This window comes from Pseudomonas asplenii (genome assembly GCF_001293465.1).
Classification (GTDB): Bacteria; Pseudomonadota; Gammaproteobacteria; order Pseudomonadales; family Pseudomonadaceae; genus Aquipseudomonas; species Aquipseudomonas fuscovaginae_B.
Genome location: NZ_JSYZ01000019.1, coordinates 292,170 through 317,695, shown reverse-complemented (window position 1 = coordinate 317,695; position 25,526 = coordinate 292,170). Strand labels below are relative to the sequence as shown.

Annotated in this window: 28 protein-coding genes; all 28 read right to left on the bottom strand. The window is 62.9% G+C overall.

Translation table 11 applies throughout. The annotated features are described in order from the left end of the window. Positions 1-103: 103 nt before the first annotated feature. The 28 genes from flhB to PF66_RS24695 all read right to left on the bottom strand — a co-directional run bounded on the left by flhB (position 104) and on the right by PF66_RS24695 (position 25,492). Positions 104-1,243, bottom strand: a complete 1,140-nt coding sequence (gene flhB, locus PF66_RS24830) for a flagellar biosynthesis protein FlhB (RefSeq protein ID WP_054061322.1) — start codon at positions 1,241-1,243, stop codon at positions 104-106. A gap of 2 nt (positions 1,244-1,245) precedes the next feature. Next, positions 1,246-2,028 carry a flagellar biosynthetic protein FliR gene (fliR, locus tag PF66_RS24825; protein ID WP_054061323.1) on the bottom strand — a complete coding sequence of 261 codons (783 nt, stop codon included), beginning with the start codon at positions 2,026-2,028 and terminating at the stop codon, positions 1,246-1,248. A gap of 1 nt (position 2,029) precedes the next feature. Next, entirely contained in the window at positions 2,030-2,299 is a 270-nt protein-coding gene (gene fliQ / locus PF66_RS24820) for a flagellar biosynthesis protein FliQ (protein ID WP_054061324.1), read from the bottom strand. A gap of 20 nt (positions 2,300-2,319) precedes the next feature. Further along, positions 2,320-3,072: a flagellar type III secretion system pore protein FliP gene (gene fliP, locus PF66_RS24815; protein ID WP_054064086.1), complete on the bottom strand. Its 753-nt coding sequence runs from the start codon at positions 3,070-3,072 to the stop codon at positions 2,320-2,322. Next, positions 3,072-3,506, bottom strand: coding sequence for a flagellar biosynthetic protein FliO (gene fliO, locus PF66_RS24810; protein ID WP_054064085.1), 435 nt, complete (start codon positions 3,504-3,506; stop codon positions 3,072-3,074). Before fliO ends, fliP begins: the two co-directional genes overlap by 1 nt. After that, a complete protein-coding gene (gene fliN, locus PF66_RS24805) occupies positions 3,507-3,965 on the bottom strand; it encodes a flagellar motor switch protein FliN (protein WP_054061282.1) in 459 nt (152 codons plus the stop codon). Between the two features lie 54 nt (positions 3,966-4,019). Continuing rightward, positions 4,020-4,988, bottom strand: a complete 969-nt coding sequence (fliM, locus tag PF66_RS24800; protein ID WP_054061283.1) for a flagellar motor switch protein FliM — start codon at positions 4,986-4,988, stop codon at positions 4,020-4,022. Between the two features lie 9 nt (positions 4,989-4,997). Next, positions 4,998-5,510 carry a flagellar basal body-associated protein FliL gene (fliL, locus tag PF66_RS24795; protein ID WP_054061284.1) on the bottom strand — a complete coding sequence of 171 codons (513 nt, stop codon included), beginning with the start codon at positions 5,508-5,510 and terminating at the stop codon, positions 4,998-5,000. Positions 5,511-5,712: 202 nt separating this feature from the next. Further along, the gene (locus PF66_RS24790; RefSeq protein ID WP_054064084.1) at positions 5,713-7,125 is read right to left on the bottom strand and encodes a flagellar hook-length control protein FliK; all 1,413 of its coding nucleotides are present in this window, start codon (positions 7,123-7,125) and stop codon (positions 5,713-5,715) included. A gap of 87 nt (positions 7,126-7,212) precedes the next feature. Further along, positions 7,213-7,572, bottom strand: coding sequence for an Hpt domain-containing protein (locus PF66_RS24785; RefSeq protein WP_081006041.1), 360 nt, complete (start codon positions 7,570-7,572; stop codon positions 7,213-7,215). 29 nt (positions 7,573-7,601) lie between these two features. Further along, positions 7,602-9,308 carry an ATP-binding SpoIIE family protein phosphatase gene (locus PF66_RS24780; RefSeq protein WP_054064083.1) on the bottom strand — a complete coding sequence of 569 codons (1,707 nt, stop codon included), beginning with the start codon at positions 9,306-9,308 and terminating at the stop codon, positions 7,602-7,604. 5 nt (positions 9,309-9,313) lie between these two features. Continuing rightward, complete coding sequence (locus tag PF66_RS24775; protein WP_054059747.1) at positions 9,314-9,619, bottom strand: STAS domain-containing protein; 306 nt, start codon at positions 9,617-9,619, stop codon at positions 9,314-9,316. A gap of 134 nt (positions 9,620-9,753) precedes the next feature. Then, positions 9,754-10,203, bottom strand: coding sequence for a flagellar export protein FliJ (gene fliJ / locus PF66_RS24770; protein WP_054059746.1), 450 nt, complete (start codon positions 10,201-10,203; stop codon positions 9,754-9,756). Between the two features lie 7 nt (positions 10,204-10,210). Beyond that, on the bottom strand, positions 10,211-11,569 hold the full coding sequence (fliI, locus tag PF66_RS24765) for a flagellar protein export ATPase FliI (protein ID WP_054059745.1): 1,359 nt from the start codon (positions 11,567-11,569) through the stop codon (positions 10,211-10,213). Then, entirely contained in the window at positions 11,559-12,341 is a 783-nt protein-coding gene (gene fliH / locus PF66_RS24760) for a flagellar assembly protein FliH (RefSeq protein WP_054059744.1), read from the bottom strand. Before fliH ends, fliI begins: the two co-directional genes overlap by 11 nt. A gap of 10 nt (positions 12,342-12,351) precedes the next feature. Continuing rightward, a complete protein-coding gene (fliG, locus tag PF66_RS24755; protein WP_017902256.1) occupies positions 12,352-13,371 on the bottom strand; it encodes a flagellar motor switch protein FliG in 1,020 nt (339 codons plus the stop codon). Continuing rightward, complete coding sequence (gene fliF / locus PF66_RS24750) at positions 13,364-15,145, bottom strand: flagellar basal-body MS-ring/collar protein FliF (protein WP_054064082.1); 1,782 nt, start codon at positions 15,143-15,145, stop codon at positions 13,364-13,366. Before fliF ends, fliG begins: the two co-directional genes overlap by 8 nt. Before the next feature lie 15 nt (positions 15,146-15,160). Continuing rightward, positions 15,161-15,490 (bottom strand): flagellar hook-basal body complex protein FliE, encoded by a 330-nt coding sequence (gene fliE, locus PF66_RS24745; protein ID WP_054060745.1) that lies wholly within the window; start codon positions 15,488-15,490, stop codon positions 15,161-15,163. 135 nt (positions 15,491-15,625) lie between these two features. Beyond that, positions 15,626-17,026, bottom strand: a complete 1,401-nt coding sequence (fleR, locus tag PF66_RS24740; RefSeq protein ID WP_054064081.1) for a sigma-54-dependent response regulator transcription factor FleR — start codon at positions 17,024-17,026, stop codon at positions 15,626-15,628. A gap of 2 nt (positions 17,027-17,028) precedes the next feature. Continuing rightward, the gene (locus PF66_RS24735; protein ID WP_162491356.1) at positions 17,029-18,216 is read right to left on the bottom strand and encodes a sensor histidine kinase; all 1,188 of its coding nucleotides are present in this window, start codon (positions 18,214-18,216) and stop codon (positions 17,029-17,031) included. A 128-nt stretch (positions 18,217-18,344) separates the two neighbouring features. Next, entirely contained in the window at positions 18,345-19,820 is a 1,476-nt protein-coding gene (locus PF66_RS24730; RefSeq protein ID WP_054060748.1) for a sigma-54 dependent transcriptional regulator, read from the bottom strand. Between the two features lie 172 nt (positions 19,821-19,992). Next, on the bottom strand, positions 19,993-20,289 hold the full coding sequence (locus PF66_RS24725; RefSeq protein WP_054064080.1) for a hypothetical protein: 297 nt from the start codon (positions 20,287-20,289) through the stop codon (positions 19,993-19,995). Between the two features lie 13 nt (positions 20,290-20,302). After that, on the bottom strand, positions 20,303-20,698 hold the full coding sequence (gene fliS / locus PF66_RS24720; RefSeq protein WP_054060750.1) for a flagellar export chaperone FliS: 396 nt from the start codon (positions 20,696-20,698) through the stop codon (positions 20,303-20,305). A gap of 129 nt (positions 20,699-20,827) precedes the next feature. Then, positions 20,828-22,303 carry a flagellar filament capping protein FliD gene (fliD, locus tag PF66_RS24715; RefSeq protein WP_054060751.1) on the bottom strand — a complete coding sequence of 492 codons (1,476 nt, stop codon included), beginning with the start codon at positions 22,301-22,303 and terminating at the stop codon, positions 20,828-20,830. Between the two features lie 82 nt (positions 22,304-22,385). Continuing rightward, positions 22,386-22,763: a flagellar protein FlaG gene (locus PF66_RS24710; RefSeq protein ID WP_054060757.1), complete on the bottom strand. Its 378-nt coding sequence runs from the start codon at positions 22,761-22,763 to the stop codon at positions 22,386-22,388. A 73-nt stretch (positions 22,764-22,836) separates the two neighbouring features. Beyond that, positions 22,837-23,697 (bottom strand): flagellin domain-containing protein, encoded by an 861-nt coding sequence (locus tag PF66_RS24705; RefSeq protein ID WP_054060752.1) that lies wholly within the window; start codon positions 23,695-23,697, stop codon positions 22,837-22,839. A 236-nt stretch (positions 23,698-23,933) separates the two neighbouring features. Then, complete coding sequence (locus PF66_RS24700; RefSeq protein WP_054064079.1) at positions 23,934-24,203, bottom strand: hypothetical protein; 270 nt, start codon at positions 24,201-24,203, stop codon at positions 23,934-23,936. Continuing rightward, positions 24,200-25,492, bottom strand: coding sequence for a motility associated factor glycosyltransferase family protein (locus tag PF66_RS24695; protein ID WP_054064078.1), 1,293 nt, complete (start codon positions 25,490-25,492; stop codon positions 24,200-24,202). The genes PF66_RS24700 and PF66_RS24695 overlap by 4 nt, the downstream gene beginning before the upstream one ends. Positions 25,493-25,526: the final 34 nt, after the last annotated feature.

The following is a 25,526-nucleotide window of genomic DNA, read 5'->3' as shown; positions in this document are numbered from 1 at the left end:
AACTTTTGACGCCTGCGGGCGTCGTGGAGCTGCTTCTGCAAGAAGCTCTCCAACTATGACGAAGACGTTGAAAATGCGGGGGAAAGCAAGACTTGCGGGCCCATCAGGAATCGCGGCGCAACTCCGGCGGAATCGGCAGGTCGTCCTTGAGCGGGTCCGGCCGGCGGCCCTTGCCCGCGCGGAACTGGCGGATCTGGTAGACGTACGCCAGCACCTGCGCCACCGCCAGATACAGCCCCGCCGGAATCTCCTGCTCCAGCTCGGTGGAGTAGTAGATCGAACGGGCCAAGGCCGGTGATTCGAGCAGCATGATGTCGTGTTCGACAGCGATCTCGCGGATCTTCAGGGCAATGAAGTCGTTACCCTTGGCCAACAGGATCGGCGCCCCGCCCTTTTCCGAATCGTACTTGAGCGCGACCGCGTAGTGGGTCGGGTTGGTGATGACCACGTCGGCCTCGGGAATCGCCGCCATCATCCGACGCTGGGACATCTCCCGCTGCAACTGGCGAATCCGCTGCTTGACCTCGGGACGCCCTTCCTGATCCTTGTATTCGTCGCGCACTTCCTGCTTGGTCATCAGCAGCTTCTTGTGGCTTTCCCACAACTGCACCGGCACATCCACCGCAGCGATCAGCAGCAGGCCGAGGGACATCCACAAGGCACTCCAGCCGACCAGTTGCAGGCTGTGGATAATCGCCATTTCCAGCGGCTCATGGGCTATCCGCACCAGATCGTCGATATCCGACGACAGCACCGCCAGCGCCACCAGCAGGACGATGAAGAATTTCGCCAGGGCCTTGAGCAGTTCCACCAGGGCCTTGGTCGAGAACATCCGCTTGAGACCGGCCAGCGGATTCATCCGGCTGAACTTGGGTGCCATGCTGCCGGCGGCGAACAACCAGCCACCCAGGGAAATCGGCCCGACGAAGGCGGCGATCAGCAGAGTCAGCAGCAGCGGCTGCACCGCCAGGATCGCCAGCTTGCCCGACTGCATGAGGAAGATCGCCATGTAGCGCTGGTCGAGCACCACCTCGCGCGACAGGGTGAAGTTCAAGCGCATCAGCTCGGCCATCTGCTGCGCCAGCGTACCGCCGAAGACCAGCAGCCCACCCGCCCCGGCCAGCATCACCGCGAGCGTATTGAGCTCCTTGGAGCGGGCGATCTCACCCTTTTCCCGGGAGTCCTTCTTGCGTTTCTCCGTGGGCTCTTCTGTCTTGTCCTGACCGCTCTCGCTCTCTGCCATGCTCAGCGCGCCCGTGCCAGTTCACGTAAAAACTGCAGGGCCTCGACGACCAGCGGTTGATACTGATTGAGAATATCCCCGAGGCTGACCCAGAGGATCAGCATCCCCAACGCCAGGGTCAACGGGAAGCCGATGGAGAAAATGTTCAGTTGCGGCGCGGCGCGGGTCATGATGCCGAAGGCCACGTTGACCACCAGCAGCGCGGTGATCGCCGGCAGTACCAGCATCAGCGCCGCGGCGAGTACCCAGCCGAGCTTGCCGACGATCGTCCAGAAATCCGTGGTCGCCAGGCCACTGCCCACCGGCAGGGTGGTGAAGCTCTCGGTCAGCACCTCGAACACCACCAGGTGACCGTTCATCCCGAGAAACATCAGGGTCACCAGCATGGTGAAGAACTGCCCGATCACCGCCGTCGAGACACCATTGACCGGGTCGACCATGGAGGCGAAGCCCATGCCCATCTGGATCGCGACGATCTGTCCGGCCACCACGAAGGCCTGGAAGAACAGTTGCAGGGAGAAACCGAGCAAGGCGCCGATGATGATCTGCTCGGCGATCAGCATCAGCCCGCTGAGATCGAGCGGGTGGACTTCGGGCATCGGCGGCAGGCCGGGCGCGATCACCACGGTAATGGCCAGGATGAAATACATCCGGATCCGTCGCGAAACCAGGGTGGTACCGAAGATCGGCATGGTCATCAGCACCGCGCCGACCCGGAACAGCGGCAACATGAAGCTCGCGACCCAGGTGCTGATCTGCGCGTCGGTCAGCGCCAGCAGCGACATGTCAGCCGATGACCTGCGGGATGCTGCCATAGAGCGACTGGATGTACTCCATGAACTTCTGCACCAGCCATGGCCCGGCCACGATCAGGGTGATCAGCATCACCAGCAGGCGCGGCAGGAAACCCAGGGTCTGTTCGTTGATCTGCGTGGCGGCCTGGAACATCGCCACGATCAACCCGACGATCAGGCTTGGCACCACCAGCACCGAAACCATCAGCGTGGTCAGCCAGAGGGCATCACGGAAAATATCAATGGCTACTTCAGGCGTCATGGCGCGCTACCCGTAAATATCTAGACACCACCAAAACTGCTGGCCAGGGTACCGATGATCAGCGCCCAACCATCCACCAGCACGAACAGCATGATCTTGAACGGCAGGGAAATGATCAGCGGCGACAGCATCATCATCCCCATCGCCATCAGCACACTGGCGACCACCAGGTCGATGATCAGGAACGGGATGAAGATCATGAAACCGATCTGGAACGCGGTCTTCAGCTCGGAAGTGACGAAGGCCGGCACGATGATGGTCAGCGGCGCCTGGTCCGGCGAGGCGATGTCGGTGCGCTTGGACAGGCGCATGAACAGCTCCAGGTCACTGCTGCGGGTCTGCGCCAGCATGAAATCCTTGAGCGGCCCCTGGGCCTTGAGCACCGCATCCTGGGCCGTCATCTTCTCGGCGAGATAGGGCTGCAGGGCCTGCTGGTTGACCTTGTCGAACACCGGCGCCATGACGAACAGGGTCAGGAACAGCGCCATGCCGGTGAGGATCTGGTTCGACGGCGTCTGCTGCAGGCCCAGGGCCTGGCGCAGGATCGAGAAGACGATGATGATCCGGGTGAAGCTGGTCATCAGGATGACGAACGCCGGGATGAAGCTCAGCGCCGTCATGATCAGCAGGATCTGCAGGCTGACCGAGTATTCCTGCTGGCCGTTGGCGCCCGTGCCGACGGTGATCGCCGGGATCGACAACGGATCGGCAGCGAACGCCAGCGGCGCGGCCAGCACCAGCGCCAGGGTCAGGATGAAACGCAACGCAACCATCACTTCTTGTCCTTACCCAGCAATTCCATCAGGCGTTGGGCGAACTCCGGGGCCGCCGGCTCGCCATTGGGCACCTGGACCGGCTCCTTGAGCACGTGCAACGGAGTGATCGTACCCGGCGTCAGGCCGAGCAGGATCTGCTCCTTGCCGACCTGCACCAGCACCAGCCGGTCACGCGGCCCGAGCGCACGGGAGCCGACGACCTCGATCACCTGCCCCTTGCCCGCCGGCCCCGCCTGCTGCACGCGGCGCACCAGCCAGGCGAGGACGAAGATCACCGCCAGCACCAGCAGCAGGCCCAGCACCAGTTGCGTCAACTGCCCGGCCATCCCGCCACCGACCGTCGACGCAGGGGCCGCTGCCGCCGTGGCCGCGGGCTCGGCGGCCAGCGCAGAGACCGGCAGCCACAGGAGTGCGCCGAGGAACCTGCTCATTCAGCGCAGCTTCTTGATGCGTTCGCTCGGGCTGATCACGTCGGTCAGACGGATACCGAACTTTTCGTTCACCACCACCACTTCACCGTGGGCGATCAGCGTACCGTTGACCAGCACGTCCAGCGGCTCGCCGGCCAGGCGGTCGAGCTCGATCACCGACCCCTGGTTCAACTGCAGCAGGTTGCGGATGTTGATATCGGTGCTGCCGACTTCCATGGAAATCGACACCGGAATGTCCAGGATCACGTCCAGGTTCGGCCCATCGAGGGTGACCGGGTCCTGGCTCCTCGGCATGCTGCCGAACTCTTCCATCGGCAGGCGGTTGGAGCCCGGCGCGGTGGCCGCATCGGCCGCCAGCAGGGCGTCGATATCGGCCTGGCCGGATTCACCGGACTCTTCCAGGGCGGCCGCCCATTCGTCAGCCAGGGCCTGGTCATTCATATCGTGTTCGTCAGCCATGAGTCATCCTCGGCGGGCAGAAATTCAGTTAACGGTACATGCCTGATCGGGCGCTCAACGGCGCTCGATCGGCGAAATCACTTGCAACGCCAGGTTGCCCTTGTGGGAACCGAGCTTGACCTTGAACGACGGCACGCCGTTGGCGCGCATGATCATGTCCTCGGGCAACTCCACCGGAATCACGTCCCCCGGCTGCATGTGCAGGATGTCCCGCAGGCGCAGCTGACGGCGGGCCACGGTGGCACTGAGCGGCACGGCCACATCCAGCACGTCTTCGCGCAGGGCCTTGACCCAGCGCTCGTCCTGGTCGTCGAGGTCCGACTGGAAGCCGGCGTCGAGCATTTCGCGCACTGGCTCGATCATCGAATACGGCATGGTCACGTGCAGGTCGCCGCCACCGCCGTCGAGTTCGATATGGAACGTGGACACCACCACCGCCTCGCTCGGGCCGACGATGTTGGCCATGGCCGGGTTCACTTCCGAGTTGATGTACTCGAAGTTGACTTCCATGATCGCCTGCCAGGCTTCCTTCAGATCGACGAAGGCCTGCTCCAGCACCATGCGCACCACCCGCAGTTCGGTCGGGGTGAACTCGCGGCCCTCGATCTTGGCGTGACGCCCGTCGCCGCCGAAGAAGTTGTCCACCAGCTTGAACACCAGCTTGGCGTCGAGGATGAACAGCGCAGTGCCGCGCAGCGGCTTGATCTTGACCAGGTTGAGACTGGTCGGCACGTACAGCGAGTGCACGTATTCGCCGAACTTCATCACCTGTACCCCGCCCACCGCCACGTCGGCGGAACGGCGCAGCATGTTGAACATGCTGATACGGGTATAGCGGGCGAAACGCTCGTTGATCATCTCCAGGGTCGGCATGCGTCCACGGACGATGCGATCCTGGCTGGTCAGGTCGTAACTTTTGACGCTGCCGGGGTCGGCAACGTTTTCGGTCTGTACCAGACCGTCGTCGACGCCATGCAAGAGGGCATCGATCTCATCCTGGGACAGCAGGTCCTGCACGGCCATGTCGTGATCCTACTGCAGTACGTAGTTAGTGAAGAGCAACTGTTCGACCACGACCTTGCCCACCTCTTTCTGGGCCACTTCCTGCACGCTGGCAGTGGCCTTCTGGCGCAGCAGTTCCTGACCGACCGGAGTCGCGAGGGTTTCGTAGGTCTGCCCGGAGAACAGCATGACCAGGTTGTTGCGGATCACCGGCATGTGCACTTTGAGGGCATCCAGATCAGCCTGGTTGCGCGCCAGCAGGGTGATGCTCACCTGCATGTAGCGCTGGCGGCCGGTGGCGTCCTTGAAGTTGGCAACGAAGGCCGGCGCCATCGGCTCGTAGATCGCCGGCTGCTTGCCGGCCGGGGCCGCCTCGGCATGCGCCTCCGGTGCGGGCTTGCTCTGGGCACTGTGCATGAAATACCAGGTCGCACCCACGGACAGACCGATGGCCAGCAACAGCGCCACCACGATCACGATAATCAGCTTGAGTTTGCTTTTCCCGCCTGGTTCCTTTACCGCTGCTGCTTCGCTCTTCGCCATGCCAATAATCCGTCACTATTCGGTTTTTCACAGTCGCACGGCTAGGCAGGAGCAAGTGTTATGCCAGAGTTGGCGAAAGAAAGGACGAGAGCGGCACCGGGCGGCAAAGACGCCCGCCCGACCGCTTCCATGAAGGCGTGCAGCTCCCGGCAGGAGCCGGCGGTACGGCACCTGCAAGGACAAGGCGCTGAAAGGCGCGGCCTCAGGCGTAGTAGTCGACCGCGCTGGAGCCCACCACGACGCTGGTGCCGGCCGCCGCCGCTGCGTCACCGACCGCTGCGACGGACAGCTCATCATCGCCACCATCAACGCGGGTGCCACCGTTGTTGTTGCCCTTCTGGGCCTGCTGTTGCTGCTGTTGCGGGTCCTGCCCCTGGCCGGCCCAGCCACGCGCCTGGTCGGACACGCTGACATCGGTCTGGCCCAGGCCCTGCTGCTGGAGCATCTCGCGCAGACGGAACAGGTTGCCTTCCAGCGCATCACGAACACCGGCATGGCCGCTGATGAAATTGATCTGCGTGGTCTGATCGGCCGCCATGTTGACCTTGATGTCCAGCCGCCCGAGCTCCGCCGGCTCCAGCTGGATATCAGCGGACTTGAGGTTGGCACTCGACAGGTACATGACCCGGTTGACCACTTCCTCGGTCCACCCGCTCTGGTGCATGGCCAATGACTGGTTGACCGGCAGGGCATTGGCGGTCTTGGGTACCGCTGCCTGGGTCAAGGCCGCCAGGCGATTGGCGAAATCATCGACCCGGGTGTCGCTGGAAGCGCCTTTCAGATCCTTCAGGCCATCTTCGATCAGGCCCTTGAAGGACTTCTCGCCGCCCTGTTCGGTGGTGCCGGTGTCGGTTTTCTGATCCACCAGCATACCCAGGTTGCCGGCCAGGTTCTGCGCCTGGGTCGGATCCTGGTCGCCGTTGCCGGCGGTCTTGGGGGTGGTCGATTGGCTGGCGGCCGACACGTGACCGCTCTGCTCCATCGCCAGGCGCACGACCGGCAGGTTGTCCAACGGATCGGCGTTCGGGTCGAAGTCGTCGGTGCTCGACGGTGTCGTGGCAGCCTGCGCCGGCGCTGCGGTCACAGCCGCCGCCAGCGGCGCCTCCACCACCGGTTGCGGCTGCACCGGCGCGGGCGGCGTTTGAGCAGCCGGCGGCGTGACGACAGCCTGGATCAACGCCGGATCGACAACCGGGTCCACCGGAGCGGCATCCGCCACCGCGGTGCTGCCGCTGGTGTCCTTGCCGCTGTCGTCGGTGCTCGCCTGGTCATCACTGCCAGCCTGAGCGGTGTCGCTGCCGGTGGCGGTCTTGTCATCGGTCTTGCTGGCAGGCAAGGAATTGCCGCTATCGGCAACCGCCGGCTTTGCCGCATCGTCCTGCTTGCTGGGGATCGCGTCCTTTTTGGCCGGTACCGCGGCACTGCTGTCCCGAGTCGACTTGACCACGCTATCGGCTACTTTGGCCGGTTTGCTCTGGGTGTCCTTGTAGACCTGCGCAAAGCTGGACCCGTTGTCCTTGGGCTGCGCAGCCGGAGTCGGCTGGCTGCTCGCGAGGTCCACCTTGGACTTGGCCGCAGCGTTGGCCTGGAGAAAAGGATTGGGAGCGAGGGGCATAACACAGTCTCCGCTGCACAGGGATCGTGAATTCGATGCAGTGAGTGCAAGCAAGGTTCGGGCCAGCTTACCCGGCAACCGCGCGAACTACTGTTTGACCGGGAATCGCTCGCGCTCGCGCGCATACAGATAGCGCACCTGCTCGTACTCGCGATCGATCTGCCCGAGCAGAGCCTCGACCTCCGGCAACGGCAGCTGCGCCGCCTGCTCTTCCAACTGCCGGCAAAGGTCGGCCAGATGAAACGCGCCCATGTTGCTGCTGCTGCCCTTGAAGCTGTGGGCAACCAGGCCCAGCTCGGTCGGGTTGTCAGCCTGATGCAACTGGCCCAGGCGCTTTTCCGAATCGTCAAGGAAGGTGTCCAGCAGCACCGGATACTCGTCCTCCATGACTTCCTGCAATGCGCTGAGCACATCGTAGTCGAGGTGTTCTTCCTGATTGACGCTCACTGATTCGCTCCCTGATCAACACCCGTGAATTATGCCTGAGACCCCCACGAAAACTCCACGTGGGCACACCGGCCACCCTTCGACCAGCGGGCACTGTGGCCCAGTTGCCGGACCAGCCCGACCCCACGCCCCGACAACCGTTCAACCTCCGGCGGACGCTCCATGACCCGTTCGAAGTCGAAACCGGCACCACTGTCCTCGACCTCGATGGACAGGCGTCCACCCGCCCCCTCCGGACTCACCCGCAGACTGACGCGGACAAACCCCTCGCTCAGGTCGAGCAGACGCTGGTTACGCTGTTCATAGTATTGCGCAAAGCCGCGCACATCGCGCTTGAGGCTGGAGTCCAGGCCCAGCACGCCATGCTCCAGGGCATTGGAATACAGCTCGGCGAGTACGCTGTACAACGCACCGCTGAGGGCCCGCAGCCCATGCACCTCCATCAGCAGTTGCAACAGATAGGGCAAGGGGTTGAAACGCCGCAGCGTCGCGGCGCGGAACTCGAAGTTGACCGACCAGTCCAGCGGACAGGACTCGCCGCTGTCGGAATAGACCACCGCCGTCGGCAACTGCACGCCGATCTCGGGCAGGCCGATCTCGACCAGGCTGATATCGTCGCGGGCCACCCCACCGAACTGCCTGAGCGCCTCCTGCACCTCCTCGAACAGCCGATCCGGATCCCGGTTGCGCTCGAACACCTGGTGCAGACGCTCCACACCGAACAATTGCTCATCGCCGTTGCAGGTATCGATGACACCGTCCGACAGCAGGATGATCCGGTCCCCCCGGGCCATGGGATAAACCTCGGTGCGGTCGTCGAAGGCCTTGGCCCCCAGCACCCCCAGCGGCAGGTGTCGGGCCTCCAGCGGGCGCCGTTCGCCCGAGGCGACATCGTGCAGATAGCCGTCGGGCATGCCGCCGTTCCACACCTCGACCGCCCGTCGCTGCGGGCTCAGGCGCAGAAAGGTGGCGCAGCAGAACATGTCCACCGGCAGGATGCGCTTGAGCTTGGCGTTCATCTCCCGCAGGGTTTCCGCCGGCCCGTAGCCCTTGGCGGTCATGCCATAGAAAACTTCCGCCAGCGGCATCGCGCCGACGGCGGCCGGCAGGCCATGGCCGGTGAAATCGCCGAGCAGGATGTGCATGTCGCCACCCGGCGTGTAGGCCGCCAGCAACAGGTCGCCATTGAACAACGCGTAGGGCGATTGCAGGTAACGGATATTCGGCGCCCGCAGGCAGCCGGAGTGGGCGACCTTGTCGAACACCGCCTTGGCGACCCGCTGCTCGTTGAGCAGGTAGTCATGGTGCCGGGCGATCAGGTCGCGCTGCTGCAACACGGTCGCCTGCAGCCGGCGCAGGCGGTCCATTGCCTTGATCTTGGCGGCCAGGATGATCTGGTTGTAGGGTTTTGCCAGAAAGTCGTCACCGCCCGCCTCCAGACAACGAGCCAGTGCGCTGCTTTCGGTCAGGGAGGTGAGAAAGATGATCGGCACCAGCGACTCGCCGGCCAGCCGCTTGATCCGACGCGCTGCCTCGAAGCCATCCATCACCGGCATCAGGGCGTCCATCAGCACCAGCTGCGGCCGCTGCGCCTGGAACACCTCGACGGCCTCGGCGCCATCACTGGCGGTGAGCACCGTATGCCCCTGACGTCGCACGATGTTCGACAGCAACAAGCGGTCCGCCGCACCATCCTCGGCAATCAGTACCGTCAGCGGCTCCTCGTCGGACTGCATGATCGTCAGGCGATGTCGAAGAGCTTGTCGAAATTGGAGATGGCGAGGATCTTGCGCACGTCCGAGTTGCTGTTGATCACACGGATATCGGCGCTGTCGCCGCCCGCATGATCACGCAACAGGAGCAGCATCCCCAGGGCCGAACTGTCGAGGTAGGTGGCATCCTTCAGATCGACGACCACCGAGTCGGGTTTGGTGTCGACCCGCTCGTAGGAATCGCGAAATTCCTGATGCTTGCCGAAATCGAAGCGCCCCTTGATGGAGATCGTCAATTTCCTGCCGTTGTCACTTACTGCAGACTCTACAGCCATGATCCAGCTTCCTTGTCAGTGGCAATGTGTACAAGGTTTAGCACCCCGCTGACGGCAGGGCAACCAAGACCGTCAAAATACCTGCGGTTGACCTGCGACCCCGCCTGGAATGTGGGGTTCAGGGTGCCTCACGCTCAGTAGACGTCATGGCGCGGCAGGCGCTGGGACAGTTCGTCCAGCAGTTTCTGCTCGCGCTTGTCCTCCAGCATCCGCGCCTCTTCGATATAACGCTGGACCAGCTTGCGCAGGCCTTCGACACGGGCATAGGCTTCCTGCCAGGTCACCCGGCCCTTGTCGAGGTTGTTCTGGTGCCAGGCCAGGCTCTGGCGCTGCTGGGCCACCGCGGTGTCCAACTGGCTGAGAAACTGCTGGTAGCCCAGCAGCCACTGGCTGGACACACCGTGCCGGCCACGCTCGATCCACTGCTCCTGATACTGCAGGCGAAATCCCTCGAGGTCAGCCAGCTTGTTCTGCGCCAGTTGCACCTGCCCCTGGAAATACCCCAGGCGCTGGGCAGCCGTGCGCTCCTTGCTCTCGGCCATCTCCACCACCGGCGCCAGGCGCGCGGCACGACTCTGGGCCATGACCGGATCAGCCGCCCGGCGCCGGGGCGAAGATCGTCGACAGGTGTGCGTCGCTCTCGCCGAGGCTGACGTTGTCGTTGAGGCCCTGGCGCAGGTACTGGACCATCGACGGCTGCAGCGAGATCGCCGTGTCGGTCTCGCGGTCACCGCCGGCCACATAGGCACCGACGCTGATCAGGTCGCGGGCCTGTTGATAACGCGACCAGAGCTGCTTGAAGTATTGCGCACGCTTCATGTGTTCGGGACTGACCACCGCCGGCATCACCCGGCTGATGGAGGCCTCGATGTCGATGGCCGGGTAATGCCCCTCTTCGGCCAGACGCCGCGACAGCACGATATGCCCGTCGAGCACACCCCGCGCCGAGTCGGCGATCGGGTCCTGCTGGTCGTCGCCTTCCGACAGCACGGTGTAAAACGCGGTGATCGAACCGCCACCCGCCTCGGCATTACCGGCCCGCTCCACCAGTTTCGGCAACTTGGCGAACACCGAAGGCGGATAACCCTTGGTCGCCGGCGGCTCGCCGATGGCCAGGGCGATTTCCCGCTGGGCCTGGGCGAAACGCGTCAGCGAATCCATCAGCAGCAGGACATTCCTGCCCTTGTCGCGGAAATATTCGGCGATCCGCGTGCAGTACATCGCCGCACGCAGGCGCATCAGTGGCGCATCGTCGGCAGGGGACGCGACCACCACCGAACGCTTGAGGCCTTCCTCACCGAGGATGTGCTCGATGAACTCCTTCACCTCGCGACCCCGCTCACCGATCAGCCCCACCACAATGATGTCGGCCTCGGTGAAGCGGGTCATCATGCCCAGCAGCACACTCTTGCCGACGCCGGTACCGGCGAACAGCCCGAGACGCTGGCCACGACCGACCGTCAACAGTCCGTTGATGCAACGAATGCCCACATCCAGCGGCTGGTGGATGGGGTCACGATTGAGCGGGTTGATGGTCGGGCCGTCCAGCGGCACCCAGTCCTCGGCCTTCATACCGCCCTTGCCGTCCAGCGCCCGCCCGGCACCGTCCAGGACCCGCCCGAGCATGCCCATGCCCATCGGCAGGCGGCCGGTATCGGCCAGCGGCACGACCCGGGCCCCCGGCGCGATACCGGCGACGCTGCCCACCGGCATCAGGAATACCTTGTTGCCGGAAAAGCCCATGACCTCGGCTTCGACCTGCACCGGATGGTAGCTGTCGTCGTTGATCACCACGCAGCGCGCACCCATGGCCGCGCGCAAGCCCTCGGCTTCGAGGGTGAGGCCGACCATGCGCAACAGGCGCCCTTCGAGAATCGGTTGCCCCGGCAGGTTGATCGCATCGGCGTAAGTGCTCAAGCGCTTGCCGAAGCTGGTCCGTTCAAGACGCATCGGCGGGTTCCGGAGTGCCGAGCGGCACGTGGAATTCACCCAGGTCGACCTCGAGGTCAGGCTGGGCCGGGTGCAGCGACTGTTCGTGCATCTGATCGAACAGTTGCGCGATCGCCTGTTCGATCCGCGTTTCGACGCTGGCATCGATCCGGCTATGCTCGGTCTCGACCCGGCAACCGCCCGGCAGCAGCGCCTCATCCTCGACGATGCGCCAGGACGCTTCGTGACGTTCGCGCAAGGCCTTGACCTGCTCGAAGTCCTGCGGATTGATGTACAGCCGCACGTTATCGACTTCCAGCGGCAACAGTTTCAGCGCTTCGCGCAGCACATGCTCGATCTGGCTGGAATCGCTCTTGAGTTCGCGCTGGATGACCTGCCGGGTGATGTGCCCGACCAGCCCCACCAGGGCTTTCTCGATCTGCTGGTCCTGCTCGGCGATGGGCTGGAACAGGTTGCTCATCAGCCGCTCGAGGTTGGCCAGCTTGACGCCCAGGGCCACCTCGGCCTCCTGGCGGACCTTGATCTGGGTGCTGTGGAAGCCTTCACGCTCACCCACCGCGAAGCCTTCGTTGTAGGCTTCCTGGCGAATGGTCTCGAGTTCCTCGAGGGTCAGCGGCTGGACTTCCTCCAGCGGCACCTCCTCAATCTCGGCCTGCGGCTCTTCCTCAGGTTCCGGCTCGGGCTCTTCGACATGCGGGTCGAAACTGGGCAGCGACCACAGGTCGAAGCCGCTGACGTCTCGCGCGCGGATCAGATCGGTTGGATCAGTCATGGCTTGATCCTTAGATCATCTCTTCGCCGCCCTTGCCGCCGAGCACGATTTCTCCGGCTTCGGCCATACGGCGGGCGATGGTGAGGATTTCCTTCTGCGCGGTTTCCACGTCGCTGACGCGGACCGGGCCCTTGGCCTCGAGGTCGTCGCGCAGCAGTTCCGCCGCACGCTTGGACATGTTCTTGAAGATCTTTTCCTTGACGTTCTCGTCGGAGCCCTTGAGCGCCAGCACCAGCACGTCCGAGGAGACCTCGCGCAGCAGCGCCTGGATGCCGCGGTCGTCGACGTCGGACAGGTTGTTGAAGACGAACATGAGGTCTTCGATCTGGGTCGACAGATCCTCGTCCACTTCGCGGATCGAATCCATGAGCTGGCCTTCGATCGAACTGTCGAGGAAGTTCATGATGTCCGCGGCACGCTTGATACCGCCCAGGGTGGTACGGGCCGCGTTGGAGTTGCCGGAGAACTGTTTCTCGAGGATCTGGTTGAGTTCCTTCAGGGCCGCCGGCTGCACGGTGTTCAGCGAGGAAACCCGCAGGATGATGTCCAGACGCACCTTGTGGTCGAAGTTGTTCAACACTTCGCCGGCCTGGTCCGGGTCGAGGTAGGCCACCACGATCGCCTGGATCTGCGGGTGCTCGTAGCGAATGACGTCGGCCACGGCGCGCGGCTCCATCCACTTGAGGCTGTCCAGGCCGCTGGTGTTGCCACCGAGCAGGATGCGGTCGATCAGGCCGTTGGCCTTGTCCTCACCCAGGGCCTGGGTCAGCATCTTGCGCACGTAGTCGTCGGAACCGACGCCCAGGCTGGTCTGGTCGCCGACGATGTCGACGAACTCGCTCATGACCTGCTCGACCTGCTCGCGATGCACGTTGCGCATCTGCGCCATGGCCACGCCGACACGCTGGACCTCCTTGGGCCCCATGTGACGCAATACCTGTGCAGCATCGGCCGACCCCAGCGACAGCAGCAAAATCGCGGCTTTATCGACCCGGGTCAACTTCTGGGTGACGGCGGCGTTATTACTCATCGGCGTTAATCCACTCTTTGACGACCTGTGCCACACGGCCCGGATCTTCGGCTACCAGACTCTTGATGGCGTTCAACTGCGCGTCATAACCTTCGCTCGGGCTTGGCAGCAGGATGCTCTGCGGACCGCCGAGGCTCACACGGTCGTTGGCCAGCTCGCCATCCAGGCCGCCCATGCCACCGAGCTCGACGTCGCCGAGACCGGCCAGCTGCTTGCTCTTGCCACCATTGGTGATGTTGTTCAGCACCGGACGCAGCACACCGAACACCAGGACCAGGATAAACAGCACGCCCAGCACCTGTTTGACCACATCCCAGAACCAGGGTTGCGAGTAGAACGGAATATCGGCGATCACTTCCCCGCGCTCGGCGGAGAACGGCACGTTGATCACACTCACGCTGTCGCCGCGGCTGGCGTCGAAACCGACGGCATCCTGCACCAGGCGGGTGAAGCGCGCCAATTCGTCGGCGCTCCACGGATTGCGGGTGGTTTCGCCGTTGGCCGGGTTGACCTTGACCTGGTCGTCGACCACCACCGCCACCGACAGACGGGTCAGACGACCCTGCTGCTGCTTGGTATGGCTGATGGAACGATCCAGCTCGAAGTTCTTGGTGGATTGTTGACGCTTGTCCGACGGATACGGCGCCAGCATCGGCTGGCCCGTGGCCGGGTCCATGATCTGCTGCCCGTTGGCATCGAGCAGTGGCTGGCCAGGCTGCACCGCGCCGGCCGAGGCGGTGGCGCCACCGGTGGTCTGCGGCGCCGAGGCCGGTGCCGGCGGCTGGTTGCTCAAGGCACCGGGCACGCCTTGCGGGCCGTTGCTGGCGGTGCGCTGTTCGCTGGTCGACTGTTCGCTGCGCAGCGCCGGCTGGTCCGGGTTGAACTGCTCGGAAGTCGACTCGACCGCGCTGAAATCGACATCAGCCGATACCTCGGCCTTGTAGCGATCGTTGCCGAGGATCGGTTGCAGGATGTTGTGCACCCGCTGGGTCAGCATGCTTTCCATGCGGCGGCTGTAGTCGAACTGCTTGCCGGCCATGGTCAGCTCGGAGTTCTGTACCTGGTCGGAGAGCAGGTTGCCCTTCTGGTCGACCACGGTGATCTGCGACTTGTTCAGTTCGGGGACGCTGGTTGCCACCAGGTTGATGATCGCCACCACCTGGCCCGGCTCCAGGGAACGGCCAGGGTACAACTCGACCAGTACCGAGGCGCTTGGCTTGCGTTCGTCACGGACGAACACCGAGCTCTTCGGAATCGCCAGGTGCACACGGGCCGCCTTGACGTTGTTCAGGCTGGAGATGGTCCGCGCCAGTTCGCCTTCGAGGCCGCGCCGGTAACGGGTCGCCTCCATGAACTGGCTGGTCCCCAGCCCCTGGTCCTTGTCGAGGATTTCGAAGCCGATAGTGCCATCGGTCGGCGTGACACCGGCGGCCGCCAGCTTCAGGCGGGCGCGGGACACGTCCTCGGCCTTGACCAGCAGCGCGCCGGAATTAGGTTCAACGGTGTAGGGGATGTCCGCCGCCGCCAGGGTTTCGGTGACCTGCTTGGCATCCATACCGGCCAGGCTGCCGTAAAGCGGCCGATAGTCAGGTTGCTGGGACCACAACACCACGGCAAAACCAATCGCCACGCTGGCAGCCAGGCCGACCATCAGGCCGACCTGACGCAGCATGGTCATCTCGGAAAGGTTTTCCAGAAAGGACAAACCGAACAGCGGCTTGCTCTCTGTCGCGCCGGCCTTGGCCGGTACGTTATCGGCGACTGCTTCTGCCATGACTCAATCTCGCCCTTAAACCGGCATCTGCATGATGTCTTGATACGCCTGCACCAGCTTGTTGCGGACCTGGGTCAGGGCCTGGAACGAGACGCTGGCCTTTTGCGAGGCAATCATCACGTCCGTCAGGTCGACGCCGCTCTTGCCGATTTCGAAGGCATTGGCCAACTGGCTCGAAGCCTGCTGGGTATCGTTGACCTTGTTGACGGCCTGGCCGAGCAGATCGGCAAAGCTGCTGCCGGCGACTTCTGGCGCGGCCACAGCCGACTTCGGCTGAGCCATGGCATCCATTTGCATGGCGCGCATGTCCAACATCAACCGATTAAATTCAATACCCTGGCTCATGAACTACTCTCTCCGGCAACCTGCAATTTTTTGACACTCGTGCAGCGGTTAGTGGAGGTGTTAGCAACAAGGGTGCCATCTCCTTATCGCCTCCGAATAAAAACCGATACACGACCGTATAACGGGTGAAGCGACTCAAGTGGCGAACAGATAGGCTTCCACATCCATGCCGGCATCGCGCATCTGCGCCAATTTGTAGCGCAGCGTACGCGGACTGATACCCAGCCGCTCGGCCGCCTCCTTGCGACGCCCGCGCTCGGCGCGCAGGGTGTCGATGATCATCTGGAACTCGCGTCGACGCAGGTCGTCGCCCAGCGCCCCGGCGGATTCCGCCACCGCCATTTCGCTGGCGTCCACCTCTACCGATGGTGCCCGCGCCGTCGGCAATGGCGCACAGCCGATCGGCCCGGCCAGGCAGAAGTCCTCGGCCTGGATCACACCGCCCTGTTGCAGAATCAACGCTCGCTGGATCGCATTGTCGAGTTCGCGAACATTGCCCGGCCAGGCATAGCCAACCAGACAGGCCTGGGCCCCAGGCGACAATCTGACGGCGGCATGTTTCATTTTCGCGCTGTGCTTGGCCAACAGGCGCTCGGCCAATGGCAGGATATCGGCAGTCCGCTCGCGCAGTGGACGCCAGGCCAACGGAAAAACCGACAGCCGGTAATAGAGATCCTCGCGGAACCGCCCTGCCGCCACCTCGGCCGCCAGATCACGGTTGGTGGTGGCCACCACCCGGATATCCAGGGCAATCGGCTTGCGCGCACCGACCCGCTCGACCTCACGCTCCTGCAACACCCTCAGCAGCTTGGCCTGCAACCCCAGGGGCATCTCGGAAATCTCGTCGAGCAGGAGGGTGCCACCGTCGGCCTGTTCGAACTTGCCCGCCTGGGCCGCGATCGCGCCGGTAAAGGAACCCTTCTCATGACCAAACAGCGTAGCTTCGAGCATGTTGTCCGGGATGGCCGCGCAGTTGATCGCGACAAACGGTTGCCCCGCCCGCTGGGATTGCTGGTGGATGAAGCGCGCCAGCACTTCCTTGCCGGTCCCCGACTCGCCGGAAATCAGCACCGTCGAATCGCTGCGGGCCACCCGCGCAGCCAGCTCCAGCAACTGCGCACTGGCCGGCTCGGCGGCGACCGGACCCTCGCTCTCCGCCGCACCGGACAACCCCAGCGCATGACGCTCCACCAGCTCCAGCAGCGCCCTGGGCTCGAACGGCTTGACCAGATAGTCGGCGGCGCCCTGACGCATCGCTTCCACGGCGCGTTCGACCGCACCATGAGCCGTCATCAGCAGCACCGGCAGCAATGGCTGGCGGGCCCGCAGCAGGCCGAGCAGCTGGTGCCCATCCATGCCCGGCATGTTCACGTCGCTGACCACCAGGCTGAACGACTCCTGCGCCACGGCCTGCAACGCCTCCTCGGCGCAGGCCACCGCGCGAAAGTCATGCCCGGCCAGCAGCAAGGTGTCCGCCAGCGCCTCGCGCAGCGCCCGATCATCCTCGACCAACAGAACCCTGATCCGTGCCGCCATCACTATGCCTCCGTGGCGCCGGGAATCAGCGGCAGGCACAACATCGCGCAGGTGCCACGCCCCGGACGTGAACGTAATTGCATGTCGCCCTGGTGCGCCCGGGCGACAGCCTTGACCACCGCCAGGCCGAGGCCGGTACCGGTGGTCTTGGTGGTGAAGAAAGGTTCGCCGAGGCGCGCCAGCACCTGCGGCTCGATCCCGCTGCCGTTGTCGCTGATGCTCAGGCGCAGGGTATTGCCCCGGCTGTACAGGTGCACCTTGAGGCGCACATCGGCACCACTGGCCTGCATGGCGTTTTCGATCAGGTTGAGCAGTGCGCCGACCAGGGTGTCGCGATTGCACAGCAACTCGCCGTCATGACTGTCGCACTGCCAACGGATCGCCACACCCTGCACATGGGTCTGCGCCGCCGCCTGCAGGGTCTGCAGCAAGGTCGCGGGCGTCAGACGGTCGGTCAGCGGCAGTTCACCGCGGGCGAACACCAGCATGTCGCGCACCTGATGCTCAAGCTCGTGCAGGCGCTCCTTCAGACGCCCGGCGAAACGCTGCTGGGTTTCCACCGGCAAGGCCTGTTCATTGAGATGGCTGGCGTACAGCAACGCCGCCGAGAGCGGCGTGCGGATCTGGTGGGCCAGGGAGGCGACCATCCGCCCGAGGGAAGACAGACGCTCGTGACGAGCCAGCTGATCCTGGAGACGACGGGTTTCAGTCAGGTCATTGAGCAGCACCAACTGCCCCGGCTCGCCTTCCAGCGACCGCGTGGCGATCGACAGGCGGCGACCATCCTTGAGCGAGATCTCATGACCGTCGTCCTCGCGCGGCGCGAAGCAGCGGGCGATCACCTGGCGCCACAGCTCGCCTTCCAGCGGCTCGCCAAGCAACTCGCGGGCCGCCGGATTGGCCTCGCAGACAAAACCATGGGAATCGATGACGATGACGCCACCCGGCAGCAGGTCCAGAAGGTTCTGCAGACGGTTGGCCAAGCGCTCCTTTTCCGCCAGCTCAGCCATGCGCTGGGCGCTGACCACGGCCAGTTCACCCTTGAGTTCGGTGACCCGCGCCTCGAGCATGCTGTAGGAATCGGTGAGTTGCGTAGACATCTGGTTGAACAGCGCAAACGCCTGCTCAAGGCCCAGCCGGCTTGCCTGCTCTACGGAAGGTTGCCCCGCGACATCGGGGACAGGAGGCATCTGGGCGGCTTGGGGCATCGTCATCTCTCGCTTGACTGACCGTCATTTAAACGGAAGGTTGCGGGAGACTTAGCAATACCCGTGCCTAAAAAAAACCGCCCAATTTTCAGTAACTTGAAAAACAGGCGTCAATCATCCGCCTGTTCATCACCTTCACGGCGGCTCATGCCGTACTTGCGCATCTTCTCCACCAGGGTGGTACGCCGAATACGCAGACGCTCGGCGGCCCGGGCGACGATACCATTGGCATCGTCCAGGGCCTGCTGGATCAACCCCTGCTCCAGGCCACCCAGGTAGTCCTTGAGGTCCAGGCCTTCGGGCGGCAGCATCGCCGAGGTGCTGAAGTCCGGCGTATGGCCGTTGATCGCCACGCGCTCCTCGAGGTCGCTGCGCAGGCTGTCGACCATCTGCTCGTCTTCGTCATCGACGTAGCGGAATTTCTTCGGCAGTTCGGCCACGCCGATCACCCCATAGGGGTGCATGATCGCCATGCGCTCCACCAGGTTGGCCAGCTCGCGGACGTTGCCCGGCCAGCCATGACGGCACAGCGACATGATCGCGGCCGAGTTGAAGCGGATCGAACCGCGCTTCTCGTGCTCCATGCGCGAGATCAGCTCGTTCATCAGCAGCGGGATATCCTCGACCCGCTCGCGCAGCGGCGCCATCTCGATCGGGAAGACGTTCAGGCGGTAGTAGAGGTCTTCACGGAAACTGCCCACCTCGATCATGCTTTCGAGGTTCTTGTGGGTCGCCGCGATGATCCGCACATCGATGCTCTGGGTCTTGTTGCTGCCCACGCGCTCGAAGGTACGCTCCTGCAGCACGCGCAGCAGCTTGACCTGCATCGGCAGCGGCATGTCGCCGATTTCGTCGAGGAACAGCGTACCGCCGTTGGCCAGCTCGAAGCGCCCGGCCCGGCTGGTGATGGCGCCGGTGAAGGCGCCCTTCTCATGACCGAACAGCTCGCTTTCCAGCAACTCGGCCGGAATCGCCCCGCAGTTGACCGGAACGAAGGGCGCGTCGCGCCGCTTGGAATGGTAGTGCAGGTTGCGCGCCACGACTTCCTTGCCAGTACCGGACTCACCGAGGATCAGCACGCTGGCATCGGTATCGGCCACCTGCTGCATCATCTGCCGCACGTGCTGAATCGCACGGCTGGTACCGACCAGACTGCGGAACAGGTTCGGTTCGCGCTGGCGACCACGCTCGCGGGCCTGGTCATACATCTCGCGATAGACCTGGGCACGGTGCAGGGAATCGAGCAGCTTGCTGTAGCTGGGCGGCAGTTCAAGGCTGGAAAGCACCCGGCGGCGCAGGTCTTCGGGCAGCTCGGCAGAACTATTTTCACCCAAAAGCAGAACAGGAAGGAACTCATCCCAGGTTCCGAGTGTCTTAAGCAAGCCCGATAGCCCCGCGCTCGCGTTGACAGTCCCGATCAGGACGCACAACACCTCGCGGCTGGACGCCAGGGACTCGGCCGCCTGCTGCCAGTCATTGCTGCCGCAGGACAGGTTGTCTTCGCCGAGAAAATTTAGAATCACCGCCAAATCCCGGCGGCGAACGCTATCGTCATCGATCAGCAGAATTTTGGTTTCACGCCACATGCAATAGCAACTTCCCTAGTCAACTCGATGCCCGGGATGGATGGGCAACACTTGACGCCCGAGGTGGGCTATCACCTTCAAAGACGACTGAAATCGGAAAAACAGCACTAGTTAAGTCAAAAAATCGTGCGTAGTCAAATTTATGGCGCAATACGTTTCGATTAACCCTGTGTCAACCGAACAAATGGTAAACCTTCGCCGCGTTCTGCGCCTGTTGCAGGTGCTGCATCTCGTCGACTATCGCCTGCCGCTCCGCCATCGCCGTCTCCAGCAACTGTCGATAGACGTGCAACAGCTCTTCCAGGTTACTGCGCAAGGCATCCTCATCGACCGATGCCTCATTGAGCACATCCTCCATACAGGCACGGCATGCAAGGTCCAGCTCGGCAATGCTACCCCAGTCACGCTCGGCAAGGGCCTTCACCAAGGCTTCACGGGTTTCCTGGATACGCTGCAGTACGAGGCTCATGACGCTGTGCTCCCTAGAACTGTGGAGTGGGCGCGCCAATGGCGTCCCAACCCTCTTTGACCGTGCTGAGCAGGCCTGCGACTTCATCAAGGATCTTCGGATCGGACTTGATGTTGGCTTCGGCCAGACGCTTCATCATGTAGGCATAGAGACTGTCCAGATCAGCCAGGGCATCCGCCTGCTTCTCCAGGTCCAGCCCCTCACGCAGGCCACCGACGATACCAATGGCCTTGCCGATCGCCACGCACTTGGCGGGGATATCATTGCGCGCGATAGCCCCCTTGGCCTGCGCGATGCGATCCAGGCCACCTTCCATCAGCATTTGCACCAGACGGTGAGGACTGGCCTCGGAGGTCTGTGCCTGGGCCCCCACTTTCTGATATTGCCGAAGGGCTAACATCGGGTTCATGTCGTACCTCGCTGCCACTCTAAAAGTTCGTATGACCAGTGTATCGCCTTCGAGTCAAAAAACTTTAACCCGAAAGGCAAAAACCCGGCGCGCCATTCAGCGTAGCCGGGTTTTTGGCGTCAGCCCAGATTACTTGGCGGACTGTTGCGCGTTCAGCGAGGTGAAGAACGAGGTGATACTGGACGCCGTCGCTTTCATCTGCCCGACCAACAGATCCATGGCGTTGTACTTGGCCGTCAGGGTCTTGGTCATGTTGGCGACCCGCAAGTCCAATGCCGCCTGCTGCTCGGTCAGGTTCTTGGCCACCTTCTGCAGGCTGGTGTTGCGGTCGTCGAGCAAACCACCCGTACGCAGGCTGGTTCCGGCGACCTGTTTACCCAGGTAGGTGTCGAGGGTGTTACCGATGCGCGAAAACAGGCCATTGGTCGAGTTGGTACCGTTGAACAACTGCTGCACCTGACCGCTCATGCCTGGCTTGGCCATGGCCTTGTTGAACGCGGCGGTATCGAGGGACAGATTACCGGAATTGCTGGCATCACTGCCCGCCACCGTCAACACGCCCAACTGCGACAGCACCGACAGCGCCCCACCCGGCCCCGGAGCCGTAAGCTGCTCGCGAATGTCGGAAATCAGCGAACGCGGCAGGGAGTCACCGGTGAACGCCGCAGACACCGTCAGCTTGCCATTGGCATCCGCCGTCGCCTTGGACAGGGAGTTGATGGTACTCATCAGGGTGTTGTAGGAATCGACGAACGACTGGATCGATTTCTGCAGGCCGTCGGTATTGGTCGCCACGGTGACCGTCGAGCTGGCACCGACGCCGGGAGCACCGGCCGACAAAAGATTCAGGGTCAGGCCGCTGATCGCACCGGTCACGGTATTGCTCTTGCTGGTCACTTTCAGGCCATCGACGGTCAGCGAAGCATCCGTGGCCAGGGCACTGACCGCACCGGAGTCCGTCGATGACGGAGTACTGCTCATCACCTGGGTACCGTCAATCTCCAGGCCGGCGATACCGCTGACCTTGATGTCGGAGCCCGCACCCGTGGTGGTCGAACTGATCACCATGCGCGAAGCACCGCTGCTGTCGGTGACGATGTTGGCCGAGAAGCCATTGCCCGCCAGCTTGTTGTTGATCAGGTCCCGGGTACTCTGCAAGGTGGCATTGGCCGGGATGTCGACATTGTAGTTAGTGCCATTTTGACTGATAGTCAGGGTACCACTCGGAATGGCACTGCTGGCACCGCCGGCAAATGCGGCGCTGGCCACCTTCGAACCCGTGGCCAGGCTCGACACGACAACGTTGTAGGTGCCTGGAACGGCGGTGTTATCGGCAGTCGCGCTCAGCGTGGTCGCCGTACCCGAGGTCGCCGTATAACCGGCGAACGCGGTGAGCGAAGCACTCAGGTCGGTCATGGTCTTCTGGAACGCAGCCAGGGCGCTCTTCAGGGACGCGACACCGGAAATCTTCAGTGTGTTGGTTTTTGTCGCGGTGTCGATCTGCGTCTGCTTCGCCGACTTGTCGGCGTTCACCAGCGCGGTAACGATCGAACCGATATCCAGACCCGAGCCTAGGCCCGTTCCCGGTAAAATTGGACTTGCCATGTGCCTCTCCCGTCAGATTGCTGCCGATCTTTTGACCTTTATCAACAGCCAAAGATCCAGCAAACACTATTCATGCCAGTTGTCAGGCTTTTCCGTCGAACAGTAGGCTGCTCGCCGAACTCAGGCTGTCAGCCAACTTCATGGCCTCGGCGGAAGGGATCTGCCTGACCACCTCGCCCGTCTCGCTGGCGATGACCTTGACGATGACTTTCCCGGAATGTTCGTCAATCGAGAACTCCAGGTTACGCTTGATCGACTGCACGAACTTTTCAATATCCTGAACAGCCCGCTTGAGTCTTTCGGAGGAATCCGCATCCTTGTTGGTGGCGTCGGTGTCTGGAGCCGCTTGCACCTTATCCGCCTGAGGTGCCGCAGCCGTCTTATCAACCACAGTGGTGCTGTTGGAACTGGCTGGCAGAACAGCTGGATAAGACAGATTAAGCTTTACACTCATGTCCATCTTCATCACCTCTCAACGTAAAAAGGCGAGAGAGCGTGGCAAGCACACTCCCCCGCCAAAACTCATTCCGAAATTACTGAAGCAGCTTCAGTACAGCGGAAGGCAGTTGGTTAGCCTGAGCCAGAACAGAGGTGGAAGCCTGTTGCAGGGTCTGCTGCTTGGTCAGGTTAGCAGTTTCCGCGGCGAAGTCGGTATCTTGTACGCGACCTTGTGCAGCAGTGGTGTTTTCGTTGATGTTCTGCAGGTTGGAGATGGTGCTGGTCAGACGGTTCTGCGAAGCACCCAGGTTGGCACGGGTAGCACCGATGGTAGCGATTGCCGCGTCGATAGCGGTGATCGCGTTGTCGATGTTGTCCGAGGCCGAACCTGCACCAGTACCGGTGGTACCGGTCAGAACCACAGTACCGCTACCTACCGACAGGCTGGCGGCGTCGAATTTCGAGCTCAGAACCAGGTCGATGTGGTTGGCGGTGCCGGTGTTGGCGCCGACTTGCAGGGTCACGGTACCAGCCGAACCGTCCAGCAGGAATTTGCCGTTCAGGTTGGTGGACTGAGCGATACGAGTCAGTTCGTCAGACATCTGAGCGAATTCGGCGTTGGTCGCGGTCTGGTCGGCAGTGCCGTTGGTTCCGTTACGGGCTTTAACAGCCAGTTCACGCATACGCTGCAGGATGTCGGTCGAAGCTTGCAGAGCGCCTTCAGCGGTCTGGGCAACGGAGATACCGTCGTTGGCGTTCTGCACAGCCTGGTTGTTACCACGGATCTGCGAAGACATGCGGTTGGAGATCTGCAGACCAGCGGCGTCGTCTTTGGCGCTGTTGATTTTCAGACCGGAAGACAGGCGCTGCATGGAGGTAGACAGGGCATCGGAAGCACGGTTCAGGTTCTTCTGAACGTTCAGCGACGTAGTGTTGGTGTTTACAGTTAAAGCCATGACGAATTCCTCGTTGGGTGGTGTACTACGGCTTCCGGCCCTGGCATCCGCCGGGTGTGGCCTAGAGAACCTTCGTAATAGTTATCGTCGGTATGGCAGGTTGCTTGAGGGCTTTTTTCAAAAAATTTGCTAGCAACCTGCCACCCCTCTAAAAACAAAGGCTTAGCGCATAGCGCCAACAGGAAAAATGGCGCCAGAGAACCGCCCATGCCCAACCGTTCGTCACCAGGGCATCCTCACGCGCCCTGGACCGTCTCCAGCAGCTCGACCAATTCGTATTGCAGGGTATCGGCCAATCCGAGCCAGTCCTGGCGCTCCTGGCAGTCGAGCATCGACACCAGCAGTTGCGTCCATGTCTGTTGCACCTCGGCAGGTGCCTGCTGAAGCAGCGCCTGGATGCCGTCGAAGACCTCGACCATCACCAGCGCCGCCTCGACATCGCGACCGAAGCGGAACAATGCCGAGCAGCGCCGCGCTTCGCCGATACTGTATTCGAAGGGCTTCATTGCACGAACTCCTGGTCGAACCCGCTGCCGATAATCCGCGCGCCCGCCCGGCTGCTGTTGAGGAAACGCACCTGCGGATGCGCGGCGATATAACGCTCCAGTTCGCAGAGATAGCGACGGAAATTCAACTGCGTGCGCACCCGCTGGCCATTGCCATCGAGCACCCAGTGCCGCGCCTCGTTGACCCCCGGACCGAGCTCGCCATCATTCCAGCCGGCGTGGGTCTTGTTCATCGGGAAGGCGAAATCGGCGCCAAACAGGGTAATGGTCGCGGCCCCCATCTTCACCGCCAGATCGACTGCCGGGTGCAGCACGCTGCCGCCGACATACAGCATGCCCCGCTGGAACTGCTGGCGAACCGCCCCATAGACCGGGCTGGCGGAATAGCCCCCATAGCGCGGCCCCTGCCAGGCCCGGAGCACCTGGGGATCGCTCATGGGCATGTAGACCAGCGCAATCCCCTCGGACGCCTCGGGCGGCAGGTGCCTGAAGCCGATACGCTGGTCGATGCTCACCACCAGGTCGGGCTTGATGCCCTGCTCCTGCAACGGCCGGTAGGCGGTATCGACACTGATGAACAGGGGGCGCTGCGCCTGGGCGCGAACCGCGCGCAACTTGTCCAACTGCTGTTCGAGGCTCGGCCCGGTGCCGATCACGTAGAAGTGCTGCCCCGCTCGCGTTGCGAACAACTCGGCGACATCGCGATCGGCAGCGAAGATCCCGCAAGTCTCATCCAGGCGCTGAAGTATATCCGGGGATTGCGGGTCGAACTCGCGGTTGTTGAAACTCAGGTGCACTTCGGCCACCAGCCGGTCGCGCATCCGCGCATTGCAATCGTCGGCCAGGACCAACTCGGCCGGCAGCGCAAAAAACGGGAAGAGGATTTCCGGATGATCGGCCGCATAACCCAGTTCGACCCGCGGATCGGCCAGCCAGCCATCCTGCTCCAGCAGCCCGAGCACCCGCTTGAACAACGCGCCATTGAGCACATGCACGTTCAGCCGCTGCAATTGCGGCGACTCCAGCAGCACCTGCTGCAGATCACCCAGCCCCGTGCCATAGACATGCAGCGTGGCACTGCCAGGCGGCAGGCAGGCGGCCTGCAGGCGCGCCTCGGCGATACGGTCATGCCGACTGGTCAGTTGCACGCCGCCGACACTCAGCGTCGAACCCAGCCCCTCGACCAGCTCGATGGCCAGCCGGTCACTCTCCTCGGCCAGCAGGCGCTGCCACACCTGCGGCCAGCGCGCCTCGATGATCCGGGCATTCCGCTCAAAGCTATCGCTCATCCTGCCTCGCTCCGCGCAAAAAAATAGCGCTCAA